A 23,404-nucleotide genomic window follows, 5' to 3' on the forward strand; every position below is an offset into this window, starting at 1 on the left:
AACATCAAAAAGCCCGCTTTCAAAGCGGGCTTTTCTGTATCTGGCATTTTAAAACTCGTGAGCCTTAAATTGATTGGTCAAAGGGTCGTAGTGGAAGCCACCATTCCCCAGTTTATCGGTTAGCACATTAGCATCTAAATCATAGACGCTGGCTAACTCTTCTATGCTGTCACACTCAAGACGCAACTTCTCGTTGACGATACCAAGCAGTATGTTGCTGTCCCAGTTCTTAAGGTTGCTCAAGTCCATAGTCCACCTCTTTGCTTATGACCTAATATCAGATTAGCTCTAAACCAAGGGATTAACAGTGATCTTTGCCTAAAAAAGAGGCAATAGCATATACGCGCCGACTAGGTTGCTCACAAGTGCGATGGCAAGCTGTGGGTTGTTCGGCTTAGCATTTCTAAACAGATGCCAGCACCAAACGACAATAGCCGTTAGCAGTAGAGGGAATGCGCCCAAAATCGCGTCGACAACCAAGTCAGAGTCGTCACCAAAATGGCTGTATGCTTGCAACAGCACCACAAGCACTAACACCATAGCGCTCACTACTCCACTGATAGGCAAAATAGTATGGAAAGCCTGCAGGCGGGTACGAGCTAGAGTCATAAGAAGATGCGTCAGGCTCGCACCTAGCAGTGCAACCAAAACGATAATGTATAACCCGCTACCCAGTGTCACTGTCGGCCAACTGTAAAATGTTGAAAAAACAAGGGTTACGACAGATGCGTACAGAGCCCAGACTGGACCTTCATCTCGGGTCTTGCCTCGCTTGGTTTGGGAGACAAAGAAACCCACCAAGGCAAATGGAATTATGGTTGGCCAGCTATTTGGAATACAAACCGCTAGCAGTCCAAGACAAACCAATAGCTGCTTATGCAATCGACCCCTTTGACCCGGGCAGATTTCACCCTTGGTCAGCACCAAAATAAACAGAGCTAGGGTGCCGATTAGCGCTGGTGACAAAAAGGCTTGAGTAAAGTTGGTATAAAGTTCCATTTCAATCTGTACGTACGGGAGTTCTGGCTCGGCAGTTTACCTACAGCTAACGATCAGCTCAAGACTAAAGCCCTGAACCTACATTAAAGTAAAATGCGCTATCGTCTTCACTAAAGCCAAAGTCCATACCAAAATGCAGACCGTAGCGTCTGGCAATCATATAGCGAAAGCCTGCACCATAGGCATATTCCATATCCTCAAACATATCTGACGCGCTGTCGTTGTTCACTCCACTGGCCCCGCCGATACCCGCGAACACAGATACGTGCCAGCGTGGGTTTATCTGATACATGATTTGAGATTGGTAGGAGCTGGTGTAGTTGCCCTGATAACGGTTGGTAGGGATACCCCTTAGGTTGATATCTGGATAAGCCAATGGTGGCAAACTGCTTTCGTCTGTGCTTAAAGAGTTGTACTCAACACCAAAGGCGAGCGTCCATTTGTCACTCAAAGGCACATAGGCTGTGGATTCCACCAGCAAGGTATCATAGTCATTGTCACTGCCAATACCATCTCGATACCAAAGGTACTCCGCGTTTACATCCCACCCTGAGGTAGGAAAGAAGAAACTGTTTTTAGAATCGTATTGCAGATTGATACCCAAGCCCGATGATGTGGTATCACCGAATTTGTAGGTTCCAAGGTTGGCAGGCAGTTTTACACTGACCTCACTATTGGCATAGAACTGCTGTACACCCAGAAATAGCTTGGTATCGGCAATACGAAACTGAAGCTTCTGCATTCCACCGAACCCTTCCGTTTCAATCTCAAAACCTACATCCTGCAACGCCCCTTGCGAAAACGGATAGTAATCCATTATCGCCGTGCCCATTCCGATACCACCGAGATAGCGAATACTGTCTTCGCGCCACACACGCCTGTGCCCTAGAAGCGCAAACCAAGTGCCATTCTCAGTGGCCGCACCGCCCGCTACGGTTACTGCTGGTGGGATCAACTGAGCACCACCATCTAGCGAGCTCATCGCAAGCTTCCTACGCTTCTCTTTCTGCTCTTCTGTTTCATGTAAGAACATACCAGCAAAACCGCCACCGTATCCCACAGCAGGTTCAGTGATAATGATTGGAATGGGAAGAAATCCGTAGGCATTTTCAGCAAGATACTCCCCCATATCCAGCATGCCATCCACAGGGTCGGTAAAAGAAACCGCAAATGCATCGGCGCTAAGTAGCGAAGACGCGATAAGAAGGGGCGTGAAACGCGGGGAAGGCATAGAGAAGGACTCCTTTCCTTGCTAACTATAGGAACTCAATTGAATACTAGTATACCTATTCCCTTTGTGCGTTAAACCTCTGAGATATAAAAAGAAAAACCAGAGGCTGGGCTCTGGTTTGGGTGACTTAAGATTTCGATGCAGTGTTTATTTTGTCATTAACCTCATTATAAAGAGATTCAGGCCAGGAGCTTAATGCTTTATCTTGGCTAACCAGTGCACGAAGTGCGTCTGTGTTAGGTAGCTTGTAGTAGTTGCTGTACTTATAACTATCATCAGCTCGACCAAAGCGTGGAGACTGGTCAAACTTATCTATCTTATTAAAGCCCAAACGTACATGGTTACCCTCTCCACGGATGATGAACTCTGCACCTTCGTTGTGGTGAAGTCTATGGTGTAGCACAACTAAACCAAGGTTATCCTTGCCTCGATAAACATTTTGATTTCCACGGTCATATTCTTGGGCAATCAACAAATCCTTCCACATTCTTATCGAAGACTGCACCGATGTGACTTTGCCGTTATCATCTCTGCTATATTCGATCTCTACGTAATGAAGTTTGTCGTTAAGGCCTAGATCGTTACAGAAGCTTGGGTCAGTGACTAAAGTAGTTCCTTCAAACGAACCTATATTTCCAAGATATTTGTCTTCCACGTTAGTTGCCGAGAAACTAACATTGTTAGGGTGTTCATCCGCTGTACCAACTTGGATTCTGCACCCTTGGAACATACCTTCTTTTGACTCTTGAGGACCTTGAGCGAGTTTCAACTCAGCTTCGATCTTAGCTTGATCAATCGCATTGTTGATATCATCTTTAACATCGTCTGCATTGCATCCACTTAAAACCGTAGCTACACCTATTGCTACGAGAGCCATATTCAATTTCTTCATTTATTCCCCCTACCGAAATTAAATCAACAAAAAAGCAAGTAATTACTCTAATGTGTGCATTTAAATTACTGCATAGTGAGGCATAGGGGCTTAATGTAATCTAAAATTGTCGATTGCGTTATTCTACTTAGCACATAACTAAATTATGTTTGCTCTTCTCAACTCAGATATCATTAAAAAAGCCAGATAGAATATCTGGCTTTCATTTCATTTAGTAACTATTTATTCCATCAACTAACGATATATCCCATTTGTCATTGGCTTCTTTCTGACTAATCAACTGAGCTGGTACTTCAGGCATAGCACCTTTATCTAAAAATTGAGAAAAGCTTGAAAAGCTCGTCTGCTCTTCCTCACTAAACTGCTCTTGGTTGTGCGCAACCTTAGCCGTTGTCACATATAACTGTTTACTGTTCGGAGCTTTCGACTCTACAACAAAACTATCATCAATGTTGGAATCATCTTCCTCTGGTAGACGTACCGATATTTTACCGTAGTTCTGTGACTTGTATTCAATCTGATGACGGTCCGAAAACTCTTGCTTAGTCTCCACACCACCCCAATCGCGATAAAGCGTGTTGACGTTGCCTTCATCGTCAAATTCTACTTGTACTGTTTGCACCAAGTCCTTTAAGCCGAGGTCTTTGCACTGCTCTGCACTATCGATCTTTTTAAAGGATTTCATTAATGAATTAGACAGTTCTCGATCCTGCAGATTAGTAAGGTCACGTGTCGCCCACAAAGAACTTGAGCTGCCCGTTACCGATGACTCAGCAATCGCGTAGCAACTATCAGTTTCACCCACCCAGTCAACATTGATCAAAGCAATTGCAAAGTCAGTTGCGACTTTGACTTGGCCAACATGCTTCACTTCTTTTTTAACGGCCTTCTCTATCGAATCTGGATTACACCCAGCAAGCAAAGTTGTCGCTCCAACAGTTAGAGCAATTAAACTTAATTTTTTCATTGGCTTCCCCCCGGAACCTCAATTATTAAACACAGGGCATTTAACCCTAAAGATTGTGTGCATAAGTTACTTGAGCATATTAAATAGGGAAGAAATGAAATCTTACTTTGTCATTTACATATTTAAATTGGGAATATATCGATATATTTAATTTATTAAAACCATAAAAACTATTTGTTTTATTTCCGTATCGCTTTTCATTATTTTCACTCCTACAGAAAGCAGCCTGCTTTTTTGGAGGAAAACATGATAGATACAAAAATTAGAGTGGGTGAAAAACGGTATTTTGACAACAAAGCCTTCCCACGTGGATTCGGTAAGTCTGGTAACTTCACCTTTGTTGAAGACGATGTTCTGAGCAGTTATGGTCAGACTCTAATTCAGCTAGAATCAGGCGAACTGCTACCTATCAACGCTGAGGAAAAACACTTCCTCAAGGTTTTGAAAAACCCAGGTAAAGCTCGCTCTCGCATTGAGCAAATCTGGCTTAAATATCTGCTTCTCTCTAGAGGAAGACGAACCTTCTATCCACTTACTGGAATGAGTAAGCGCTACGACCGACCAAAAGTGGTTGAGAGCGAAATGGAAGAAGAACTAGAGATGTACTAATTCAAAAAGAAAAGGCACCTAAGCAATTAGGTGCCTTTTTGTTATTCGCTGATCTCTGCTTCGCCGGCTTGAGCCAAGCTGTACGCAGAAGATGGATCGATCTTGTTAACCAAGGCCTCCACTTCACGGATAGCCTCAATAGAGGTACTGTTTTTGCGGTAGCTCATGTATAACGGTCTCATCACAGACTGGCTTCCCTCTACTATCTGCAGCTGTCCGCTATTAATGAAAGGTTCGACTAACGAGAGTGGCAGATAGGCGCTTCCGCCTTTTTCCAAGATAAAATCCAACGCTATCTTACCGGTTGAGGTACGAAGATAAGGTGCCGATTTTTGTGGATGCCTCAAACCATGCTCAGAGGCAAACGCTGTGCCCCAATCCACATACACATATCTTTGGCTAAGCGCATTCTCCACTGAGGTTTGATTGGTTGACACCAACACAAGCTCAAGGTCTGCCACACGCTTACTTTCTAGCTCATCAGCGCGAAGAGGATCGAACAAGAAACCGATATCCAGAGTGCGCTCCATCAAGCCGCGGTTCACTTGCTCGCGACTTAGTACCTCTGCATTAAAGCCGTAGCCACTGAACTTAGCTGTGATCATGCTAAGACCATTCTGCAAATACGCATCCCAAAGGTTTGGTGTACCCGCAAGGGTAAGTTGCAACGCCTGTGAGTCTTCTAAAGAAAGCTCATACTTGGCCTGTTGCAAGGTGGATACCATTGCTTCCGCGTAGCCAATCAAACGCTCACCTGACGAGGTCAACTTGATGTTGTTTCTATCGCGGGTGAATAGCGTGGTGTTAAAGTAGCCCTCAAGCTGTTTGATACGGGCACTCACTGCTGCTTGGGTAATGTGTAGGTTCTCTGAAGCGCGGCCAAAATGGCGAACGCGCGCCACCTCTAGAAAGGTGCTTAATACTCGAATATCCACGAAATTCTCTTCTAAAACATTCAGTTATCTTGATTGTAAATGAAAAAGCCAGAATCTGCTTCTGGCTTTTTAAATCAATCGCTGAGCAAGGTAAACGCCTTGCTTGGGTCCACATAAACTCGGCTGCCCATCCCTTCTCTACCCAATAGCATGGAGTAACTCATTTCCATTCTGTTGGTAAGGGAGATTTGGATCGGCCATTCCTGACCACCGAGAGAGAACAGAGTCTCGATAACATACCTTTGCTCTGACTCACCATTGGATGACTTAATTTTTCGAGAGTCGACTACAGGTGCGCCACATCGAACCGTCTGCTTAAGGTTGTAGATATCCGGATGCAGGTCGAAAGAGACATAAAGCTTACCCTTCTCTCTGTAACGGCGGATATTATCTACATGCAGAGACGATGTTTTTGCCCCTGTATCAACCCGCACTTCGAGGTCATATATCCCAAGCTGAGGCAGGTTGCACAGCTCGAGGTTACCGATTACCAATCTGTCCACTTTATCGTGCACTCCTAAATCATGGTCTCTTGGATCAATTCAATATGTTCCGCCACATCCTGCGCTTCATCCCCGAAATAGGCGACATGGAACATGGCATCACCTTCTTGAACCAATGGGATATTCTGCTTACCGATAACGATCCCTGAGCGGGTTGAATAGATTTTCTCAATCAGATTACCCATTGGAGAGTAGATCTCAGCAAGCACTTGTTTCTCGTCTACATGCTCACCAAGCTTTACCAGCTCTTGCACGAAGCCACTGCCAGATGCGCGAATCCATTCACTCTTGTTTGCCACAAACGGCTCAACTCGGCGCTTACTGCGTCTGCGTTTTTTAAGCACGCCCAGATTCTCCAATACGTTTCGAACGCCGTTCACTCCAGCTTGTATAGAAAGTTCGTCAAAGCGAAGCGCTTCGCCTGCTTCATACAAAAGCACGCGGGTGCCGTTTTCTGTTGCCGCCTGACGAAGCGAGCCATCTCTCAACACTGAGTTCACCAGTACTGGCACGCCAAAGGCTTGCGCCAGCTTTAAGGTTTCTTCATCCTTCAAATCTCCACGGATCTGAGGGAAGTTAGATCTGTGTATCGCCCCTGTGTGCAGGTCGATTCCGTAATCGCAATGCTCGACAATATTCTTCATAAAGTCGTTTGCAAGCCGTGCTGCTAGCGACCCTTTTTCAGAGCCAGGGAAGCTGCGGTTTAGGTCTCGCCTGTCAGGCAAGTAACGACTCTGGTTAAGTACCCCATAGACATTCACCATAGGCACCAAGATTAGGGTGCCTCGGATCACATCGAGATCAGCCGCCATTAAGCGACGGGTGATCTCGATACCGTTCAGCTCATCACCGTGAATCGCCGCGCTCACAAACACTGTTGGACCTTCCTTGCGAGCCCTATGAACATGCACAGGGATCGACAACTGGGTGTCCGTATAAAGCTTGGCAACCGGGATATCGACTTTGCGTTTCTCTCCCGGTCTTATTGTTACATTCGCTATGACTAAGTCTTTGTTCATCAGCCTTTGCCTTTGGTCTTGTTCGCATTTGGGCGCGCGTTTTTCTCGATCAGGTCGTAAATAATGCCAGCCACATCTTTACCGGTTGCAGTTTCAATGCCTTCTAGGCCAGGAGATGAGTTCACTTCCATCACCACAGGACCACGTTTTGACTGAAGGATATCCACACCGCATACGTTCAAGCCCATAGCTTTTGCTGCATTTACCGCAGTCGCGCGCTCTTCTTTGGTTAGGCGCACAAGCTCAGCGCTACCACCACGATGCAGGTTAGAGCGAAACTCCCCTTCTTTCGCTTGACGCTTCATTGCTGCAATCACTTTATTGCCCACAACGAAGCAGCGAATGTCAGCGCCGTTTGCTTCTTCGATGAACTCTTGCACTAGGATGTTAGCTTTAAGACCCATGAAGGCCTCGATAACACTTTCTGCCGCTTTATCTGTTTCAGCCAGTACTACGCCGATGCCTTGAGTACCCTCTAGAAGCTTGATCACTAGCGGTGCACCACCCACGTTTTTGATAAGGTCTTGGATCTTATCTGGACGGCTAGCAAAGCCAGTGCGTGGCAGACCAATACCTTTACGAGATAGAAGCTGCAGTGAGCGAAGCTTGTCACGAGAGCGGCTGATCGCCACTGACTCGTTTACGCAAAAGGTACCCATCATCTCGAACTGACGCACAACCGCCGTTCCGTAGAAGGTGATAGACGCACCGATACGCGGAATAACGGCATCGTATTTTGGCAACTCTAGACCTTGATAACGCATCTTAGGGTTACTGCTGGTGATATCCATATAGCAATGCAAAGGGTCAATAATGTCCACTTGATGACCTCGTGCTTCGCCAGCTTCTTTTAGACGACGAGTAGAATATAGAGATTCGTTACGAGATAGGATTGCAATACGCATGACGTTTATTCCGATAAAAGTTATTGGGGGTTTCTGTTAAGGATTGTTGTTTTCGAGCGGATAATAATCAGCCACCCAAAATTAACAAACAAAACGTTTTTATCGTTACGACAAACAAAAGCAACTAGTTCAATAACCCTTGTTATAAAAGGGTTTTCGGCTAGTTTTTTAACGAATAATTAATGGCTTAGGCTAAACTTTCATAAGCGCTAGCGGTCGCCACGACAAATAGCTATAATGCACCGCTTGCTAAAAGAGGTTAAAAAATGCACAACCAGATTACTCCAATCCATGAGCACAAAAAATACTGGGCAGAGTGCTTCGGCACGGCTCCATTTTTGCCTACCAGTCGCAAAGAGATGGACGCTCTTGGTTGGGACAGTTGTGACATTATTATCGTGACCGGCGATGCCTATGTTGACCATCCAAGCTTTGGTATGGCTATCATCGGCAGACTGCTCGAAGCGCAGGGCTTTCGCGTCGGCATCATTGCTCAGCCAAGATGGAACAATAAAGACGACTTTATGTCTCTTGGTAAGCCTAACCTCTTCTTTGGCATTACTGCGGGTAACATGGACTCCATGATCAACCGCTACACCGCTGACCGTAAACTGCGTCACGACGATGCCTATACCCCTAATAATGAAGGTGGCAAGCGCCCGGACCGTGCAACCCTGGTTTACTCTCAGCGTTGTAAAGAGGCCTATAAAGAAACACCTATCGTTCTAGGTGGTATAGAGGCAAGCCTTCGCCGTATCGCTCACTACGACTACTGGTCGGATAAAGTACGTCGCTCAGTGCTGTTTGACGCAAAAGCAGACCTGCTTCTATTCGGTAACGCAGAGCGTGCGCTAATCGAAGTAGCCCATCGCCTTGCTGATGGCGAAGATATGTCGACCCTGACCAATATCCGCGGTACCGCAGTTAATCTTGCCGAGGTGCCAGAGCGTTACACCGTCATCGACTCAAGCCGCATCGAAAAACCGGGTAAGGCTTTCGTGCCGACCAACCCTTATGTGGTTGAAGAAAATTGCAGCGATAAAGCGACAGAGCAAAGCGACGTGGTCGAAATTAAACCTGCTGTCGCGCGCCCTTCTCGCCATGATGCCACCAACTCTGTGGTTCGTATCCCGGCATTTGAAAAGCTGAAAAACGACCGAATTCTCTACGCTCACGCAAGCCGTATCATGCACCTAGAGACCAACCCGCACTCGGGCCGTGCTCTAGTACAAAAGCACGGTGATCGCGAGCTTTTGGTAAACCAACCGCCAATCCCACTTTCTACTGAAGAGATGGACTATGTGTTTGGTCTGCCGTACGCGCGTGTACCACACCCTATGTATGGCAAGGCGAAGATCCCTGCCTATGACATGATCAAGACCTCAGTTAACATCATGCGTGGCTGTTTTGGAGGTTGCTCATTCTGCTCTATTACAGAACACGAAGGTCGAATCATTCAAAACCGCTCTCAAGAATCTATCTTGGAAGAACTAGAAGACATCAAGCGCAAGGTACCAGGCTTTACTGGCACTATCTCTGACTTGGGCGGTCCAACGGCGAACATGTATCGCCTTGGCTGTAGCGTACCTAAGGCAGAAGAAACCTGTCGTCGCCCATCGTGCGTTTTCCCGGGTATCTGTAGCAAGCTAAACACAGACCACAAACACACCATCGACCTGTATCGCGCTGCGCGTAAGGTAGATGGCATCAAGAAGGTGATGATCGCCTCTGGTGTGCGCTATGACCTTGCTATCGAATCGCCAGAGTATGTGAAGGAGCTAGTGACGCACCACGTAGGTGGCTACCTGAAGATTGCTCCCGAGCATACCGAGAAAGGCCCTCTGGACAAGATGATGAAACCAGGCATGGGTACCTATGATCGCTTCAAAGAGATGTTCGAAAAGTACTCGAAAGAGGCTGGTAAGAAACAATACCTGATCCCTTATTTCATCTCAGCCCACCCGGGTACCGAAGATGAAGATATGGTAAATCTGGCAATGTGGCTTAAATCGAATAACTACGAGTGCGATCAGGTTCAGAACTTCTACCCATCGCCTATGTGTAACGCAACGGCCATGTATTACTCAGAAACCAACCCACTTAAGCGCGTGAAATATAAAAAGCGCGAAGAAGTACCTGTGGCTAAGGGTGAGCGTCAGCGTCGTCTACACAAAGCCCTGCTTCGCTATCATGATCCAGATAACTGGCCAATGATCCGTGAAGCCCTTATCAGCATGGGTAAGAAATACTTAATTGGTGACAAGCCAGGATGTCTAGTGCCGGCAGAAGACATAGATAAATCTACTCCTGCTCAGCGTCGTAAATCTGGTCGTCACGGTGCCAATCGCTTTGCCACCAAGCACACCAAGAACCAGCCAGATATTCGTAACCCGAAATCAAATGGCAAGCCGAAAACAAACGGTTCTTCAGCTGGAAACAAACAGCAAGGTGGTAATAAAGGCGGTCAAGGTAAGCCAGCGGGCAACAAGGCCCATCAAGGCAAACCGGCTAGACCTAAGCGCAGAAGATAAAACTAAGGCATCCAATTGGATGCCTTTTTTATGGTTCTTCGCGGATTAGCAGGTACAACTACGACTTCAGATTCGTGTACTCGCTCTGCCAGTGATGCATGGCAAGTCGCCGTAAATACCTCCCTGTAGGCTTGATTTCGGCATCCATGCCTCAAACACTTGCCCTGCACCACAGCCTGCCGCTCACAACTCCGAGATATCAGCAATGACTTTGAGACTTACTAATCTGGGGTTCCCAATGATGCAACTCCTGGAGAGTGATTGATGGAGCAAGGTGTCGCTCGCAGGGAGGCGAGCGTCAAGCGCCCACGGATGGGTTCACCGCGGCCTTGTGAATCAATCGCTCGGAGGAAGTGACTGACTCAGAAGGAATTTTCACGCCCCCCCTAATCTACGATGAACCTTTTTATTGCTAAACCGCTTACTCGTCTCCAGCCCAAGCTCGATTAGGCTCATGGTGGGTAGGCTCAAATCGATGCAAGAACGCAGGCAAAATAAGTAGGCTAAAGCAGAGTACAGCGGTCAACGCCACCGTTAGCAAGAACCCGATAGAGTGCATGCCTTGATGCTCTGCCAGCGTCAAAGCGCCAAAGGTTGCAATGGTGGTTAAGCAGCTAATCAGCGTTGCCTTAGGCGTCGATGAAGAGAAGAAACGAGTAATAGTCTGCTCGTGTCTAAAACGCTTCACGATATGGATGCCGTTATCCACCCCTAGGCCAAAGATAAGCGGCACTACTATGATGTTGGCCATATTGAGGGACTGACCAAACCAATGCGCTATGGCTAGGGTCGTGGTTGTGGTCAGAAGAAGAGGTATAAAGATAAAGATGATATCCAGCTTATAGCGCACGCTGAAAAGTAGGATCACGGTAATACCTGCCAAAGAGATAGCTATAGCGGTATAGAACGCCTTAACAATGATCTTACCCACCTGCTGCTCAGCCACTGCACGACCGGTCGCATCAGGCACCACACTTTGCACCGCTGAGATAAAGGCGTTCAATTCAGACACGTCACGCATATCGCCAGATGGCGTCACTGACACCAGCCATTTACCATTGGCTGAGATGTAGTTATCAAAGATAGAGTCTGGCAAGTCAGCAACCGTAGGCGCTACCACCTCGCTTTGTCCTGAAAGGTCTGGCAGCTCTGCGGTCAAATACCCCAGCAACTGGCTTTGCGGGATATCTCGCTCACCATTCCAGCCTAGTAGCGACAGATGAGAGCCATATTTATCTAAAAAGGCATCCAGCGATAGGGTTGAGATCTGACTTGGATCTGGCGTGGCACTTTCTCTCAACTCCGCTACTCGAGCATCAAAGTCCGTCGGCATAAAGCTCATTGCGCTCACGGTATTGGTCACCTCAGGCATGGTCTCAAGCTTTGCTTGCCAATCTAGTGCCTGTTTCTCGTCATCTGCAACCGCAAACAGTTGATAACTCGAACCCAGCTTGTTGTCTTGCAGCCATTGCAGGGTCTCGACAGACTCCGAACGCTTGTTTTTTAGTACCAGAGTCGAGAAATCAAATTGGAATTTACTCGCAACAACGCCAGTTACCACGGCACCAAACAAGGTTAAGACGATAATTCTACTATGACGACGAGCAATAAACTCACTCAGATCCAGCGCTAGTTTGCTACGTTTAGCATTAGCAACCTTAACCTTCGGATAGCCAAAAAACTGGAAGAAAATCGGAATAATTAGGAAGGTAGCGAGCAAACCAAGAACCATGCCAGCGGCCGAGATAATGCCAAGCTCTCCTAGTCCGGTATAAGCCGTTGGGTAGAAGCTCAAAAAGCCGATAGCAGAAGAGAGTGCGCACAGGCCTAAAGGTGAAATACAGTGCAAGATAGAGAGCTTCAAGCTCTCATCGTTATCATAGCCCTTGAGTCTCTGCTCGTAGATATGCAGACTGAGATGCACCGCAAAATCGACCCCAAGGCCAATAAAAATCACCATAAACACGATGGAGATGGTATTAAACGCACCCACCAGCAGAAGACCTGTGGCAAAGGTCCATACCAAGCCCACTATCACCGCCAGATAGCTGGCTAGAATAATGCGCAAAGAGCGGATACCTATGGCCAAAATGGCAATTAGGCTTACCAGCGAAACCGTACCCGCCAGAGCGACACTCTCATTTGCATCTTGTATCTCATCGTAATCCAGCGCGGTTTGCCCTGTCACTCGAACCTGAACACCGTTGGCTACATCCGCCTGCTCTATGGTGTCATGCACCGTTTGCATAATGAGTTTATTTGGCTCAGTGGCGTTAAAGTCCGGGTGGGCGTTCAAGTTGATCACATACCCTTTTGGCTTCTCCACATTAGAGAATAAGACTTCCTGCCAATCGACATTTTGTTGATTAAGAGCTTCGACTAGAGGTTGCAAGAGTGTCGTGGCCTCTTCCGCGCTCAGTTCATTGGAGCTAAGTTTTTCATCTAAACCACCTAGATAAGGCTCGATACTCTGATATTGAGCCGATACCATGAGATCCGGCAATACTAGTGACAGACTCTGTTTCAGATCCTCAAACTCGCTTTTAGACAAGAATCCCAGCCCATATTTTTCAAACCAGTCATAAGTAGAGGGGGCAAACACCTCACTGAACAGCGACTGCTTTTCAAAGGCATGTGCGAGCTCTTCGGTTACTTTGGCATTAGCTAGGCTATCCTCGCCCGAGATCACCACTACCACGTTTCCTGACTCAGGGAACTCTTTCTCTACGGCATCTAGATTGTCACGCCACTCCCCTTGTTGCTTCACAAGGTCACTGAGGTCGGCGTTCATCGCAAAGTGAGTCTTGCCATAATAGGCGGCACCTGCTGTAACTAAGATAAGTAACAGGGCCAAAAGTTTTGGGAAACGGATGATGATATTGGTGAAAGCTTGCAAAGACCTGAGCCTCAAATAGAAACGAATAAAAGCGCGGAAATTATTGAACAGCAAATCCTAGTGCGCAACGGCAACGAGTGCAATGATCTGAGTTTCAAATTTCGTTAGCAAAAGAGTCATATAACCTTCACTTATCCCCTGCACACTGAATTTTCCCACTCGCTGCATGTTTGTCTGCCTTGTGTAAAAGCCCAACAACTCGCTACAAAAACGAACTCAAAAGGTCAACAAACCCTAATGAAAAGCTTAAAGCGCTACCAGTATGAGCGTTACGCGGTGTTATGTCGCCTCGCCTATCCCCGCGTGTTCAAACAGACCGCTTTTGGCTTTGACCCGAATGGACAAAGGGTTGTACGAAACGTGCAAGGCAAGATCATGGCACGCATCTTATGGACCAAGAGTCGGAGCGAAGTCATTGTGGTATTAAAGGGCTCCCACAGCGTCAAAGACTGGCTATTAACCCTAGCCTTCTGGCAACGAGGTTGCCACAAATGGCAGCTCGATTATTCCATTCATGCGGGGTTCCACTATCTATTGTCCCAAGAAAGCCCACCGTCTCACAAATCAGACAAACTCGGCCAGTCGGTATTCGAACGGATTGTCGATATCGTCGAGCCACTAATAGAACAGGGTATGCGGGTCGCTATTACCGGTCACTCCTCCGGTGGTGCTATAGGTTGCATCCTAGGTGATTATCTTGAACAAAGACATCCAAAATCCATAAAACGCATTGTCACCTTTGGTCAGCCTGCTGTAGGAAATTGGCATTTTAAGAAACGCTACACCCTCTCTCACCGCACCTATCGCGTCTGTTGCGATCTGGATATCGTCACCTTCTTGCCACCTGTTCCCCTTGCCTACTGGCACGTGGGCAAGATGCTGTGGCTGTATAACGGTCGCATCTACGAAAATACGCCTACTGCAATACGTTTCGGACGCTCTATTGTTAGCTGGCTGATACGTCCCTTCTCCTATCACCTGATGAGTAAGTACATACGAAATAAAGACTTCTTTGATGACAGATAGTCTGATCGCTGTCTGTTGTTGGTGCGTAAAGTTAAACAGTGCAAACGAGCAGTGGAAAGCAAAAATGAAAAAGCGCATAGGACTTATTTGGTGTGGGGCAGATTGTCGAATTGAAGACAACAACCTACTCATCCGCGCAGCGCGAGACGTAGAAAGTCTCATCTGCGTATACCTTCCATACCAGAGAATAAGCGGGCAGGATTCTGAAATGGGATTCGGTCGCTCGGAGCACAACAAGCGATTTGAGCATCAGTCTGCGGCGAATCTCGCTCAGTCTTTGGCGAGTTTGGAGCAGGTCTTGTACAAACCATGCGACCTTACAGAGCTAGCAGGCATAATCAAAAGCCAGAATGTGACGGACCTATACCGAGCCTTCCATCCAGGTGACTATGAAAAAGAAGCGCTTCAGCACTTAATGGAGCTCTTCGATTTAGAACTTCACACCGCTTACTCGCTGTCTCTGTTTCACGAAGGCCAATTGCCATTTAGCAAGGAAAGGCTACCAAAAACCTTCACTCAATTTAGAAAACGAGTTGAAAACCTTGCCGTCGTTCGCCCACTGCCCTCACCAGATGCTCTTCCGCAACACATTGATCTAGCTATTCCGCGTGTCTGCATGCTATCCGAGGTCAACGCCTCTATTTTCTACCACTTCAATGGTGGTGAAGCGCAGGCAAAAGCGCATCTTGAGAGCTACTTCGACTCTCAACGTCCTCAGACCTACAAGCTAGTTCGAAACGAGCTAGATGGATGGGACAACTCAACCAAGATGTCGCCGTGGCTGGCCCAGGGTAACCTGTCCCCGCGCCAAGTGTGGTATGAAGTTAACAATCACGAAGCCCATCACGGTGAAAATGACTCAACCTACTGGATTAAATTCGAACTTCTTTGGCGCGAATTCTTCCATTGGTATGCTCATTGGCATGGCAGAGACCTATTTAAATCATCGGGTTTGAAAGAAAACGAGCGAGACTGGGGTCAAGATGAGAGAGTCTTTGAAAACTGGTGCTCAGGCAATACTGGCTATGACATCGTTGATGCCTGTATGAACCAGCTCAATCACACCGGCTTTATGTCTAACCGAGGCAGACAACTGGTTGCCAGCTGTTTGATTCACGAGTTGGGTTTGGATTGGCGTTTAGGGGCGCTCTACTTTGAGCACAACCTCATCGACTATGACGTGGGCTCAAACTGGGGTAACTGGCAATACATCGCCGGTGTTGGCGCTGATGCAAAACCCGTAAGACGCTTTGACCTAGAAAAACAAACCCAAATGTACGACCCAGAGCGCGAATTCATCGACTTCTGGACGGAGTCCGATGACCTGGATAGAGAGGAAAGAAAATGCGGATAGTCTTGATTGGAGCAGGTGGTGGCATAGGGAATGCGCTTTTAAGGCGCTGCGCTGACATGCTCCCATCAACCCAGATAGAGGCCACGTACCTCAACAGACATCCGGATATTAACGGCGGTAAGGTCAATTGGCATCAGCTCGACCTTACCAAGGAAGACCAAATAGAGACCTTTAGTCACCAATTTGAGCAAGTGGATTGGCTCATCAATTGCGTAGGGATTTTGCACTGCAAACACCATGGCCCCGAGAAAAGCATCAGACAGCTCGACTCAGACTTCTTCATGGACAACATCAAGCGCAACACCTTGCCTACACTGCTACTTGCGAAGTATTTCCAAGACAAACTGATGCCCAACTCGACCAATCCGCAAACTTACGCCAAATTAGTCACTCTCTCTGCGCGGGTGGGTAGCATTGGAGATAACCGTCTTGGCGGTTGGTACAGTTATCGCGCATCGAAAACTGCGCTCAATATGGCGATCAAAACGCTCCATCTTGAATGGCAACGAATGAATAGAGACATTGCAGTGATGGCGCTGCATCCTGGCACCACAGACACCGAGCTATCGAGACCATTCCAACGCAACCTACCAGACGGTCAACTGATGAGCGCTGAGCAGGGTGCAGAACATCTGTTTACCCAGATAGCGAACCTCACCCTAGAAGACTCGGGCGGTTTCATGGACTTTAAGGGCCGGCCTATCCCTTGGTAATTGCCTTTCTCTTGTTTCGACGACAGCGCTCTGAGCAGTACTGCACCTCATCCCAACAGTCCTGCCATTTTTTACGCCAATTAAATGGGCGTCCACACACCTTACAGTTCTTGCTTGGTAGGTCACCCTTTTTGATCATGGATTCAGCTTCTTAATATACAAGTCTTTAGAGTAGATACGTCCTTCCGCATTATGAAGGGGCACTCCTCCAACGTTAGGTCTAACCAAGCGCGCCTGCATATAGTAAAAGATCGGCGCTATCGGCATATCTTCACTCAAAATAGTCTCGGCCTTATCGTATAAAGCCATGCGCTTTTGCGTATCGGTTTCATGCTGGGCTCGATTTAGCAGATCGTCATACTCAGGGTTTGAGTAGAAGGCATAGTTTCTATCATTGCCTGTGGTAAACAGAGAAAGAAACGTAGAAGGCTCATTGTAATCGCCACACCAAGAGGCGCGTAGCACATCAAAGTCGCCACTCTTTCGAGCTTCCAAATATGCCTTCCATTCTTGGTTTTCTAGCTCAACATCCAGATCTAGCGTCTTATGCCACATCGAGGCAACGCCAGTCGCGATTACCTTGTGGCTCTCACTAGTGTTATATAAAAGGTGCAGTGGTTTGCTTTGCTCTAGAGCCAAGTTGCCCGTCAGCATTTGCGCCTTTTTATCACGCTCCATCTGACTTAAGGTGGCATAATTTGGCTGTGTAGCACTAAAGCCCGCCACGTCTTTGTGGGTAAAGGTAAACGCAGGCACATTTCCGCTATTAGTGATGCCTTGGGTGATCACATCACGCATGATGGAATAAGAGAGCGCTTGGCGCACCTTAGGGTCATCCAAAGGTGGCTTCTTTGTATTAAACGCATAGTAGTAGGTGCAGAGAAGTGGCGAAACCTGATACGCCTCAGGCATCTCTTTTTTAAGTTTGATCCCCATCTGCGCCGGCACATCAGAGGTGATATCCACCTCGCCCGCGCGATATCGATTCACCGCTGCTAACTGATTCTCAAACGGGATATAGGTAACCTTACTCAGATGCGTGTCCTTGGCATCCCAATAGTTTTTGTTTGGTACCAGTTCTATGTATTCATTCACTACCCAGTTGTTCAGGGTAAAAGCCCCATTCGATACTAGGTTTCCGGGCTTGGCCCAATCTTTCGGGTGCGCTTCTACACTCTTTTGATGTATTGGCATCATCACGGTATGCCCGGTCATCGCCAAGAAATAGGGTACGGGTTTATTAAGTGTGAATCTTAGGGTGTGATCGTCTATCGCTTCAACGCCAAGGCTTTCAGGGGATGCCTTGCCCTCGATAATGGCTTGAGCGTTTTTAATCTCAGTAAGCTTTAGATACCAAGAATTGGGAGAGGCCGTTTTAGGATCGACCGCTCGACGCAGACTATAGATAAAATCGTCAGCTGTGACAGGGTCACCATTGGACCACTTTGCATCCTGTCGAAGATAGAAGGTGTACACCTGATTGTCTTGATTAGACCAACGCTCAGCCGTACCAGGAATGACATTGCCAAATTCATCTTGGATAACCAAGCCCTCAAACAGATCACGAATCACATGCATCTCTGGCATGCCCTCTGCCTGCAGTGGGTTCAGAGTCGCTGCTTCGGCATCGTTGCCGCGCACTAACTCCTGCTCCTTGGCTAGGGTTACTCCTTCAAACTCGCTCGCCTGACTGGAAAAGGCGGTCGCGCACATGATTGCCAGTGCGGTTAGTCCAAAGCGTTTCATCTATCTTCCTTGAGGTTCTGTTCAGGAAAATATTGTTACATATTCGAGTTAAAAATCGAGAATGATTAGCTGTATTAGCTCACATTTCTGGGTCTATCAGTCTTTTTATGAACAAGGTTAAGCAAGAAGTTTCGCATCAGTTTCAAGCTAGGTGTTTCGAGCTAAGAAAAGATCTACGCAATCATCGATATAAGCGTGACGCTGAGCCTCACTCTCCTTTGAATCTCCACCTAGAAGACCCCAATAGACTGCCCGACCATGGAACATTAACAGCAGTTGCATTGCCGAGTCTTCAGCAGAGAGTGTCAGTTTAAGCTCGCCTTTTTGCTGTTTAAGTTCGAGGAACTCCCCTAACACCTGTGTGGTGCGTTTAGGTCCCGACTGAAGGTAGATCTCCGCAAGTTGAGGGTGAGTCTCTAACTGGCTCACCGCATTGCGAAAGGTTTGATGTACCACAGGCTCCATCAACATCTCTTGAAAACGAATACCAAAGCCTACCAGAGCCTGTCGTAGTGGCGCGTCAGCATTAAAAGAGTTTTCATCAATCTGGTTAGCAACACATTTTGACTGGATGCAGGTCTCGAACAGTATGTCTTTGGTTTTGAAGTGGGCATAAACGGTTTGTTTAGACACATTGGCCAGTTTAGCCACGCTATCCATGCTTACCCCATAACCCTGTTCATTAAACAGTTGACCCGCAGCTTCTAAAATTTGAGCGCGTTTTTTCTCACTACGACTACTCATTTGCTCGCCTTCCACTCGTACAAAATCTGTGATGTAACTAACTTTTAACACAATCAAACTGGACAGTCTAGTTTGATTGGTTTTTAATTTATAATATGCAATGAAACTCTCAAGGAAGTCATGATGTCGTTACTTCGCCTCAGCCCGATTATGTTGGCCATGGTACTGCTCACTGGATGTGACAGCAGTGAAGCCCAACTCGCTGCTCCAGAACCTATCCTATCCGTTGAAACTCACTCTTTGGTTCAGAGCGAACACTATCAAGTCATGCGCGAATACGTGGGCACAGTGCGCGCCGGCCAGCAGGCACAGCTTGGTTTCGAGCTTGCAGGCAAGGTATCGAACATCATGGTGGATGTCGGCGATAGAGTGAATCAGGGTGATGCCCTTATCCGCCTAGATACTCAACTTCTCGCTACCGAGGCCAAACAGCTTCGTGCACAGCAAAACGAAATAAAAGCGCAACTTAAACTGGTCGCAGCTAACCTAAAGCGTCAACAATCCTTGAAAGCGAAAGGCTTCAGTGCTGAAGCTGAGATTGACTCCCTTACCAGCCAACAAGGCGTATTAGAGGCCAATGCACTGCGGGTTAACGCCGCCTTGCGTGCAAACCAACTCAAGATAAACAAATCCACCATCAAAGCGCCGTATGCAGGTACGGTGAGTCAACGCTTTGTCTCTCTTGGCGACGTTGTTGGCATGGGCACCCCTACTCTGACTCTACTAGCCGAGCAGGACAAAGAGGTCTTTATCGGCATTCCGAGCGCTCAGCTAGCTAAGATCAACGAGCTTAATACGCCAGAGATACGCGTTGGCGATAACCTGTATCCGGTAAAACTGCTCAACCCCGGCGCTAGGGTAGATTTGAATACCCGCAGTCTAGGTCTTAGATATCTACTACCCGAATCGGCCAAGGTTTTGGATGGACAACTTGCCTACCTTAGATACCCAGAGCAAATTTCTGAATCTGGATTCTGGATCCCGAACTCTTCTCTGACCGATGGGCTTCGCGGGGTTTGGAATGTGTTTGTGGTTACCGAGCAGAACATAGTTGAGCGTCGCAGCGTGCAGGTGCTGTATGCCGACAATCAAGCCGCCTTTGTTCAGGGAGCGATAAGCGCAGATGAGATGCTTATCTCAAACGGACTGCATCGAGTGGTTCCCGGTCAGCGCGTTCAGCCAAAACTGGACTAAGGAGCGAACATGAAAATCGACTCCATCATAGCCAACAGCCGACTGCTGATACTGATCACCGCTTTTATCATAGTGAGCGGATTCTCAGCCTTTAATAATCTGCCACGTGCAGAAGACCCAATTATCAGTAACCGCTTTGCCAACATCACCACCTCCTTTCCCGGAGCCAGCGCCGAGCGCGTTGAGGCCTTGGTTACCGAAGTGGTTGAGAACAAACTTCGCGAGCTGGCAGAGGTAAAACTGATTACCTCTACCTCTAGGCCCGGTGTCTCAATTGTTACTCTTGAGCTTAACGACAATATCACTGAGCCTGAGCCGGTATGGTCGAAAGCGCGAGATAAGATCACCGATTTGATGCCTCTTCTGCCCCAAGGCGCTATGCCACCAGAGCTCGACAGTGACCATACCTACGCCTTTACCATCATCACGGCTCTCACTTGGGAGGGTAACTCCCACTCCGATATTTTGACTCTTGGTCGGTACTCCAAAGAGCTCGCTTCACGCCTTCGCGCCCTGTCAGGCACTGAGTTTGTGGATGAATATGGCATGCCTGAAGAAGAGATACTAGTGAGCCTAGATACTCCAAGCGTGGTGGCTCTGGGTCGTTCAAGCACCAATATTGCAACGGCTCTAGAAGGGGCAGATGCGAAAAACTCCGCCGGTGAGTTGGTTAATGGCTATACCCGATTCGGCCTAGAGGTGTCATCAGATCTGGACTCACTTGAACGAATTCGTCAGGTGCCAATTAGTATCGACCCTCAAGGGCACATGACCCGACTTGATGATATCGCTACCGTGCATAGGTCTTACAAACAGCCGGCGGAACAAATAGCCATCATCGATGGAGAACCTGGGGTTATTGTTGCGGCGCGTATGCTACCCTCGTTACGTGTCGATAAGTGGACCGAACGTGCCATGGATCTTATCGAGCGTTATCAGGCCGAGGTTCCAAGCAACATCAAGGTCAATGTGCTGTTCAGTCAGCAGGGTTATACCGAGACTCGCCTAGTTGATCTGAGTAAAAGCCTGATCTTGGGTTTTAGTATCATCTTGGTAGTACTGCTAATCACGCTGGGCCTGAGAGCTGCCATAATGGTGGCAATTGCCCTACCACTAACCTCTATGCTCACCCTGCTTCTAATGAAGTTTACCGGCATACCCATTAATCAGATGTCGGTCACCGGACTCATAGTAGCGCTGGGTATTATGGTTGATAACGCCGTAGTTATGGTGGATACCATACAGAGCTACCGACTGAAGGGAATGGAAAAACTAGAGTCAGCGGTTAAAGCGGTGAAACACCTATGGGTACCGCTACTCGGCTCTACCCTAACCACTATCCTAGCCTTTGCGCCTATCTTTCTTTCGCCGGGCGCAACTGGGGAATTTGTGGGCGCAATCGCGATTACCGTATCTTTCTCATTGGCAGGCTCCTATCTTATCTCACACACCATAATCGCCGGCTTTTCGGCGAGGTTCCTACCAAGCCACACCAGTTCAAACGCTTGGTATCAAACAGGGCTGTCGATTCCGCCACTAACGCGGGCTTTTTCTGCGTCAGTGCGCTTTGCTATCAAGCGCCCACTAATAGCCATAGCTTTAGTAATGCTGGTTCCGCTCACTGGTTTTTGGAGCGCTTCACAGCTAACCGAGCAATTCTTCCCGCCATCAGATAGAGATATGTTTGAGATCCGAGTCTATCTGCCTCCTCAAGCGAGCATCTTTGCCTCGCAAGACACCGCGATGAAGGTTGATGAACTGGTGCGTGAATATGATGGTATCGAGCGCATAGACTGGCTGGTTGGCGCTAACTTCCCATCCTTTTACTACAACCTGATAGTAACGGATAACCGCGCCCCTTATTTCACTCAAGCTATGGTCAAAACCGACCATTTCTCTAGCGCTAACGAGATTATCCCTAAGCTTCAGGAGCAGTTAAACAGCGCAGTGCCCAATGCGCAGATCTTAGTGCGCAAGCTCGAGCAAGGTCCTCCTTTTAATGCACCAATAGAGCTTCGTGTTTACGGTGAAAACCTAGATAGACTAAAAGCCATAGGCGAAGATATACGCCTTATTTTGGCTAACACCCCATATGTCACCCATACCAGAGAAACCCTACAGCCTGGTACCCCTAAGGTGTGGTTAAAGGTGGATGAGGATACAGCCCAGCTTAGTGGCATCACCCTTAGCCAGTTTGCTAACCTGCTGCAGGCCACCTTAGTTGGCCGGGAGAGTGGCAGTATTATCGAGGGCAGCGAATCTGTACCTGTGCGAGTGCGTGTAGGCGACAGCGAACGTGAGAATTTAGATAGCCTCAGTAATTTAAGACTGCCTATCGCCTCTGAGACCTACACTACAGGGGTGAATATCTCCACCCTTGCTAGCCTTGAGCTTACTCCGAGTCGCGGCGCCATACCTCGTCGAAACGGTGAACGCGTCAATACTATCGAGGGTTATATCCAAGCAGGTGTGTTGCCTCAAACGGCGCTAAATGCATTCCAAGAGAACCTTGCTAAGTACCAACTGCCGACCGGCTATCGTATCGAGTTCGGGGGTGAATCTGCCGAGCGAGATGAGTCGGTAAATAGCCTAGTAGGCAATATGTCGATGGTGATCGTGCTGATGATCTTAGTGGTAGTGGTGTCTTTTAACTCCTTTAGACTAAGTAGCATCATCTTCAGCGTAGCTGGATTGGCTTCAGGTCTTGGCTTGCTCTCGGTATACCTATTTAACTATCCGTTTGGCTTCACCGTAATCATCGCCATGCTAGGTATTATAGGTCTTGCTATCAACGCTGCTATCGTTATCTTGGCTGAACTTAAAGCAAGTCCTAAGGCTATGCTTGGCGATCAAGACGCCATCTTAGAGGCAGTGATGAATTGTACTCGTCATATCACCTCTACCACCATCACCACCGTAGGGGGCTTTATGCCGTTAATCATTGCCGGTGGTGGCTTCTGGCCTCCATTTGCAGTGGCTATCGCAGGTGGTACTACACTCACGACCCTAATCTCTTTCTATTTCGTTCCAGCAAGCTTCCGCTTGTTCATGAAGCCAAGTAAGAAAAGGCTTCAGGCTCAAACCGCAAGCTAGGCCCTCTAATGTGTCAGGCTGTGCATAAACAGCCTGACACTGCATCC

20 protein-coding genes are annotated in these 23,404 nt (G+C 47.7%); 7 read left to right on the plus strand and 13 right to left on the minus strand.

Annotated elements, in window-relative coordinates; translation table 11 throughout:
- Window positions 1–48 precede the first annotated feature (48 nt).
- The 5 genes from Pcarn_RS07490 to Pcarn_RS07510 form a co-directional block, all read right to left on the minus strand.
- Complete coding sequence (locus Pcarn_RS07490; RefSeq protein WP_261833246.1) at window positions 49–249, minus strand: DUF4250 domain-containing protein; 201 nt, start codon at window positions 247–249, stop codon at window positions 49–51.
- Window positions 250–318: 69 nt separating this feature from the next.
- Window positions 319–999 carry a hypothetical protein gene (locus tag Pcarn_RS07495; protein WP_261833247.1) on the minus strand — a complete coding sequence of 227 codons (681 nt, stop codon included), beginning with the start codon at window positions 997–999 and terminating at the stop codon, window positions 319–321.
- Window positions 1,000–1,063: 64 nt separating this feature from the next.
- Window positions 1,064–2,230 (minus strand): BamA/TamA family outer membrane protein, encoded by a 1,167-nt coding sequence (locus Pcarn_RS07500; RefSeq protein WP_261833248.1) that lies wholly within the window; start codon window positions 2,228–2,230, stop codon window positions 1,064–1,066.
- Between the two features lie 127 nt (window positions 2,231–2,357).
- Entirely contained in the window at window positions 2,358–3,122 is a 765-nt protein-coding gene (locus Pcarn_RS07505; RefSeq protein ID WP_261833249.1) for a hypothetical protein, read from the minus strand.
- Window positions 3,123–3,333: 211 nt separating this feature from the next.
- Entirely contained in the window at window positions 3,334–4,089 is a 756-nt protein-coding gene (locus tag Pcarn_RS07510) for a hypothetical protein (RefSeq protein WP_261833250.1), read from the minus strand.
- Window positions 4,090–4,335: 246 nt separating this feature from the next.
- Here Pcarn_RS07510 and Pcarn_RS07515 point away from each other — a divergent pair, with 246 nt between their 5' ends.
- Entirely contained in the window at window positions 4,336–4,698 is a 363-nt protein-coding gene (locus tag Pcarn_RS07515) for a DUF413 domain-containing protein (RefSeq protein WP_261833251.1), read from the plus strand.
- Window positions 4,699–4,739: 41 nt separating this feature from the next.
- Here the strand turns inward: Pcarn_RS07515 and Pcarn_RS07520 are convergent, their stop codons facing one another.
- The 4 genes from Pcarn_RS07520 to rimK form a co-directional block, all read right to left on the minus strand.
- A complete protein-coding gene (locus Pcarn_RS07520) occupies window positions 4,740–5,633 on the minus strand; it encodes a LysR family transcriptional regulator (RefSeq protein WP_261833252.1) in 894 nt (297 codons plus the stop codon).
- Between the two features lie 74 nt (window positions 5,634–5,707).
- Window positions 5,708–6,136: an ATP-dependent zinc protease family protein gene (locus Pcarn_RS07525; RefSeq protein WP_261833253.1), complete on the minus strand. Its 429-nt coding sequence runs from the start codon at window positions 6,134–6,136 to the stop codon at window positions 5,708–5,710.
- A 14-nt stretch (window positions 6,137–6,150) separates the two neighbouring features.
- Entirely contained in the window at window positions 6,151–7,155 is a 1,005-nt protein-coding gene (locus Pcarn_RS07530; RefSeq protein WP_261833254.1) for a succinylglutamate desuccinylase/aspartoacylase family protein, read from the minus strand.
- Window positions 7,155–8,060: a 30S ribosomal protein S6--L-glutamate ligase gene (gene rimK / locus Pcarn_RS07535; protein ID WP_261833255.1), complete on the minus strand. Its 906-nt coding sequence runs from the start codon at window positions 8,058–8,060 to the stop codon at window positions 7,155–7,157. The genes Pcarn_RS07530 and rimK overlap by 1 nt, the downstream gene beginning before the upstream one ends.
- 266 nt (window positions 8,061–8,326) lie before the next feature.
- Here rimK and Pcarn_RS07540 point away from each other — a divergent pair, with 266 nt between their 5' ends.
- The gene (locus Pcarn_RS07540; RefSeq protein ID WP_261833256.1) at window positions 8,327–10,591 is read left to right on the plus strand and encodes a YgiQ family radical SAM protein; all 2,265 of its coding nucleotides are present in this window, start codon (window positions 8,327–8,329) and stop codon (window positions 10,589–10,591) included.
- Between the two features lie 421 nt (window positions 10,592–11,012).
- On the opposite strand, the gene Pcarn_RS07545 is transcribed toward Pcarn_RS07540, so the two are convergent.
- On the minus strand, window positions 11,013–13,487 hold the full coding sequence (locus Pcarn_RS07545; protein WP_261833257.1) for an MMPL family transporter: 2,475 nt from the start codon (window positions 13,485–13,487) through the stop codon (window positions 11,013–11,015).
- A gap of 237 nt (window positions 13,488–13,724) precedes the next feature.
- Here Pcarn_RS07545 and Pcarn_RS07550 point away from each other — a divergent pair, with 237 nt between their 5' ends.
- From Pcarn_RS07550 to Pcarn_RS07560, 3 genes are all read left to right on the plus strand, one after another.
- A complete protein-coding gene (locus Pcarn_RS07550; RefSeq protein WP_261833258.1) occupies window positions 13,725–14,513 on the plus strand; it encodes a lipase family protein in 789 nt (262 codons plus the stop codon).
- 64 nt (window positions 14,514–14,577) lie between these two features.
- A complete protein-coding gene (locus tag Pcarn_RS07555; RefSeq protein WP_261833259.1) occupies window positions 14,578–15,867 on the plus strand; it encodes a DASH family cryptochrome in 1,290 nt (429 codons plus the stop codon).
- Window positions 15,858–16,580: an SDR family NAD(P)-dependent oxidoreductase gene (locus Pcarn_RS07560; protein ID WP_261833260.1), complete on the plus strand. Its 723-nt coding sequence runs from the start codon at window positions 15,858–15,860 to the stop codon at window positions 16,578–16,580. The genes Pcarn_RS07555 and Pcarn_RS07560 overlap by 10 nt, the downstream gene beginning before the upstream one ends.
- On the opposite strand, the gene Pcarn_RS07565 is transcribed toward Pcarn_RS07560, so the two are convergent.
- From Pcarn_RS07565 to Pcarn_RS07575, 3 genes are all read right to left on the minus strand, one after another.
- The gene (locus tag Pcarn_RS07565) at window positions 16,567–16,719 is read right to left on the minus strand and encodes a DUF2256 domain-containing protein (RefSeq protein ID WP_261833261.1); all 153 of its coding nucleotides are present in this window, start codon (window positions 16,717–16,719) and stop codon (window positions 16,567–16,569) included. The two genes, Pcarn_RS07560 and Pcarn_RS07565, sit on opposite strands and share 14 nt — an antisense overlap.
- Window positions 16,716–18,293 carry a peptide ABC transporter substrate-binding protein gene (locus Pcarn_RS07570; RefSeq protein ID WP_261835654.1) on the minus strand — a complete coding sequence of 526 codons (1,578 nt, stop codon included), beginning with the start codon at window positions 18,291–18,293 and terminating at the stop codon, window positions 16,716–16,718. Before Pcarn_RS07570 ends, Pcarn_RS07565 begins: the two co-directional genes overlap by 4 nt.
- A gap of 180 nt (window positions 18,294–18,473) precedes the next feature.
- Complete coding sequence (locus Pcarn_RS07575) at window positions 18,474–19,070, minus strand: TetR/AcrR family transcriptional regulator (protein ID WP_261833262.1); 597 nt, start codon at window positions 19,068–19,070, stop codon at window positions 18,474–18,476.
- 120 nt (window positions 19,071–19,190) lie between these two features.
- On the opposite strand from Pcarn_RS07575, the gene Pcarn_RS07580 reads away from it, so the two are divergent.
- On the plus strand, window positions 19,191–20,264 hold the full coding sequence (locus tag Pcarn_RS07580) for an efflux RND transporter periplasmic adaptor subunit (RefSeq protein ID WP_390904415.1): 1,074 nt from the start codon (window positions 19,191–19,193) through the stop codon (window positions 20,262–20,264).
- 9 nt (window positions 20,265–20,273) lie between these two features.
- Window positions 20,274–23,357, plus strand: a complete 3,084-nt coding sequence (locus tag Pcarn_RS07585) for an efflux RND transporter permease subunit (RefSeq protein ID WP_261833263.1) — start codon at window positions 20,274–20,276, stop codon at window positions 23,355–23,357.
- The last annotated feature ends 47 nt before the right edge of the window (window positions 23,358–23,404 follow it).

The sequence above is a fragment of the Vibrio ishigakensis genome (genome assembly GCF_024347675.1).
Classification (GTDB): Bacteria; Pseudomonadota; Gammaproteobacteria; order Enterobacterales; family Vibrionaceae; genus Vibrio; species Vibrio ishigakensis.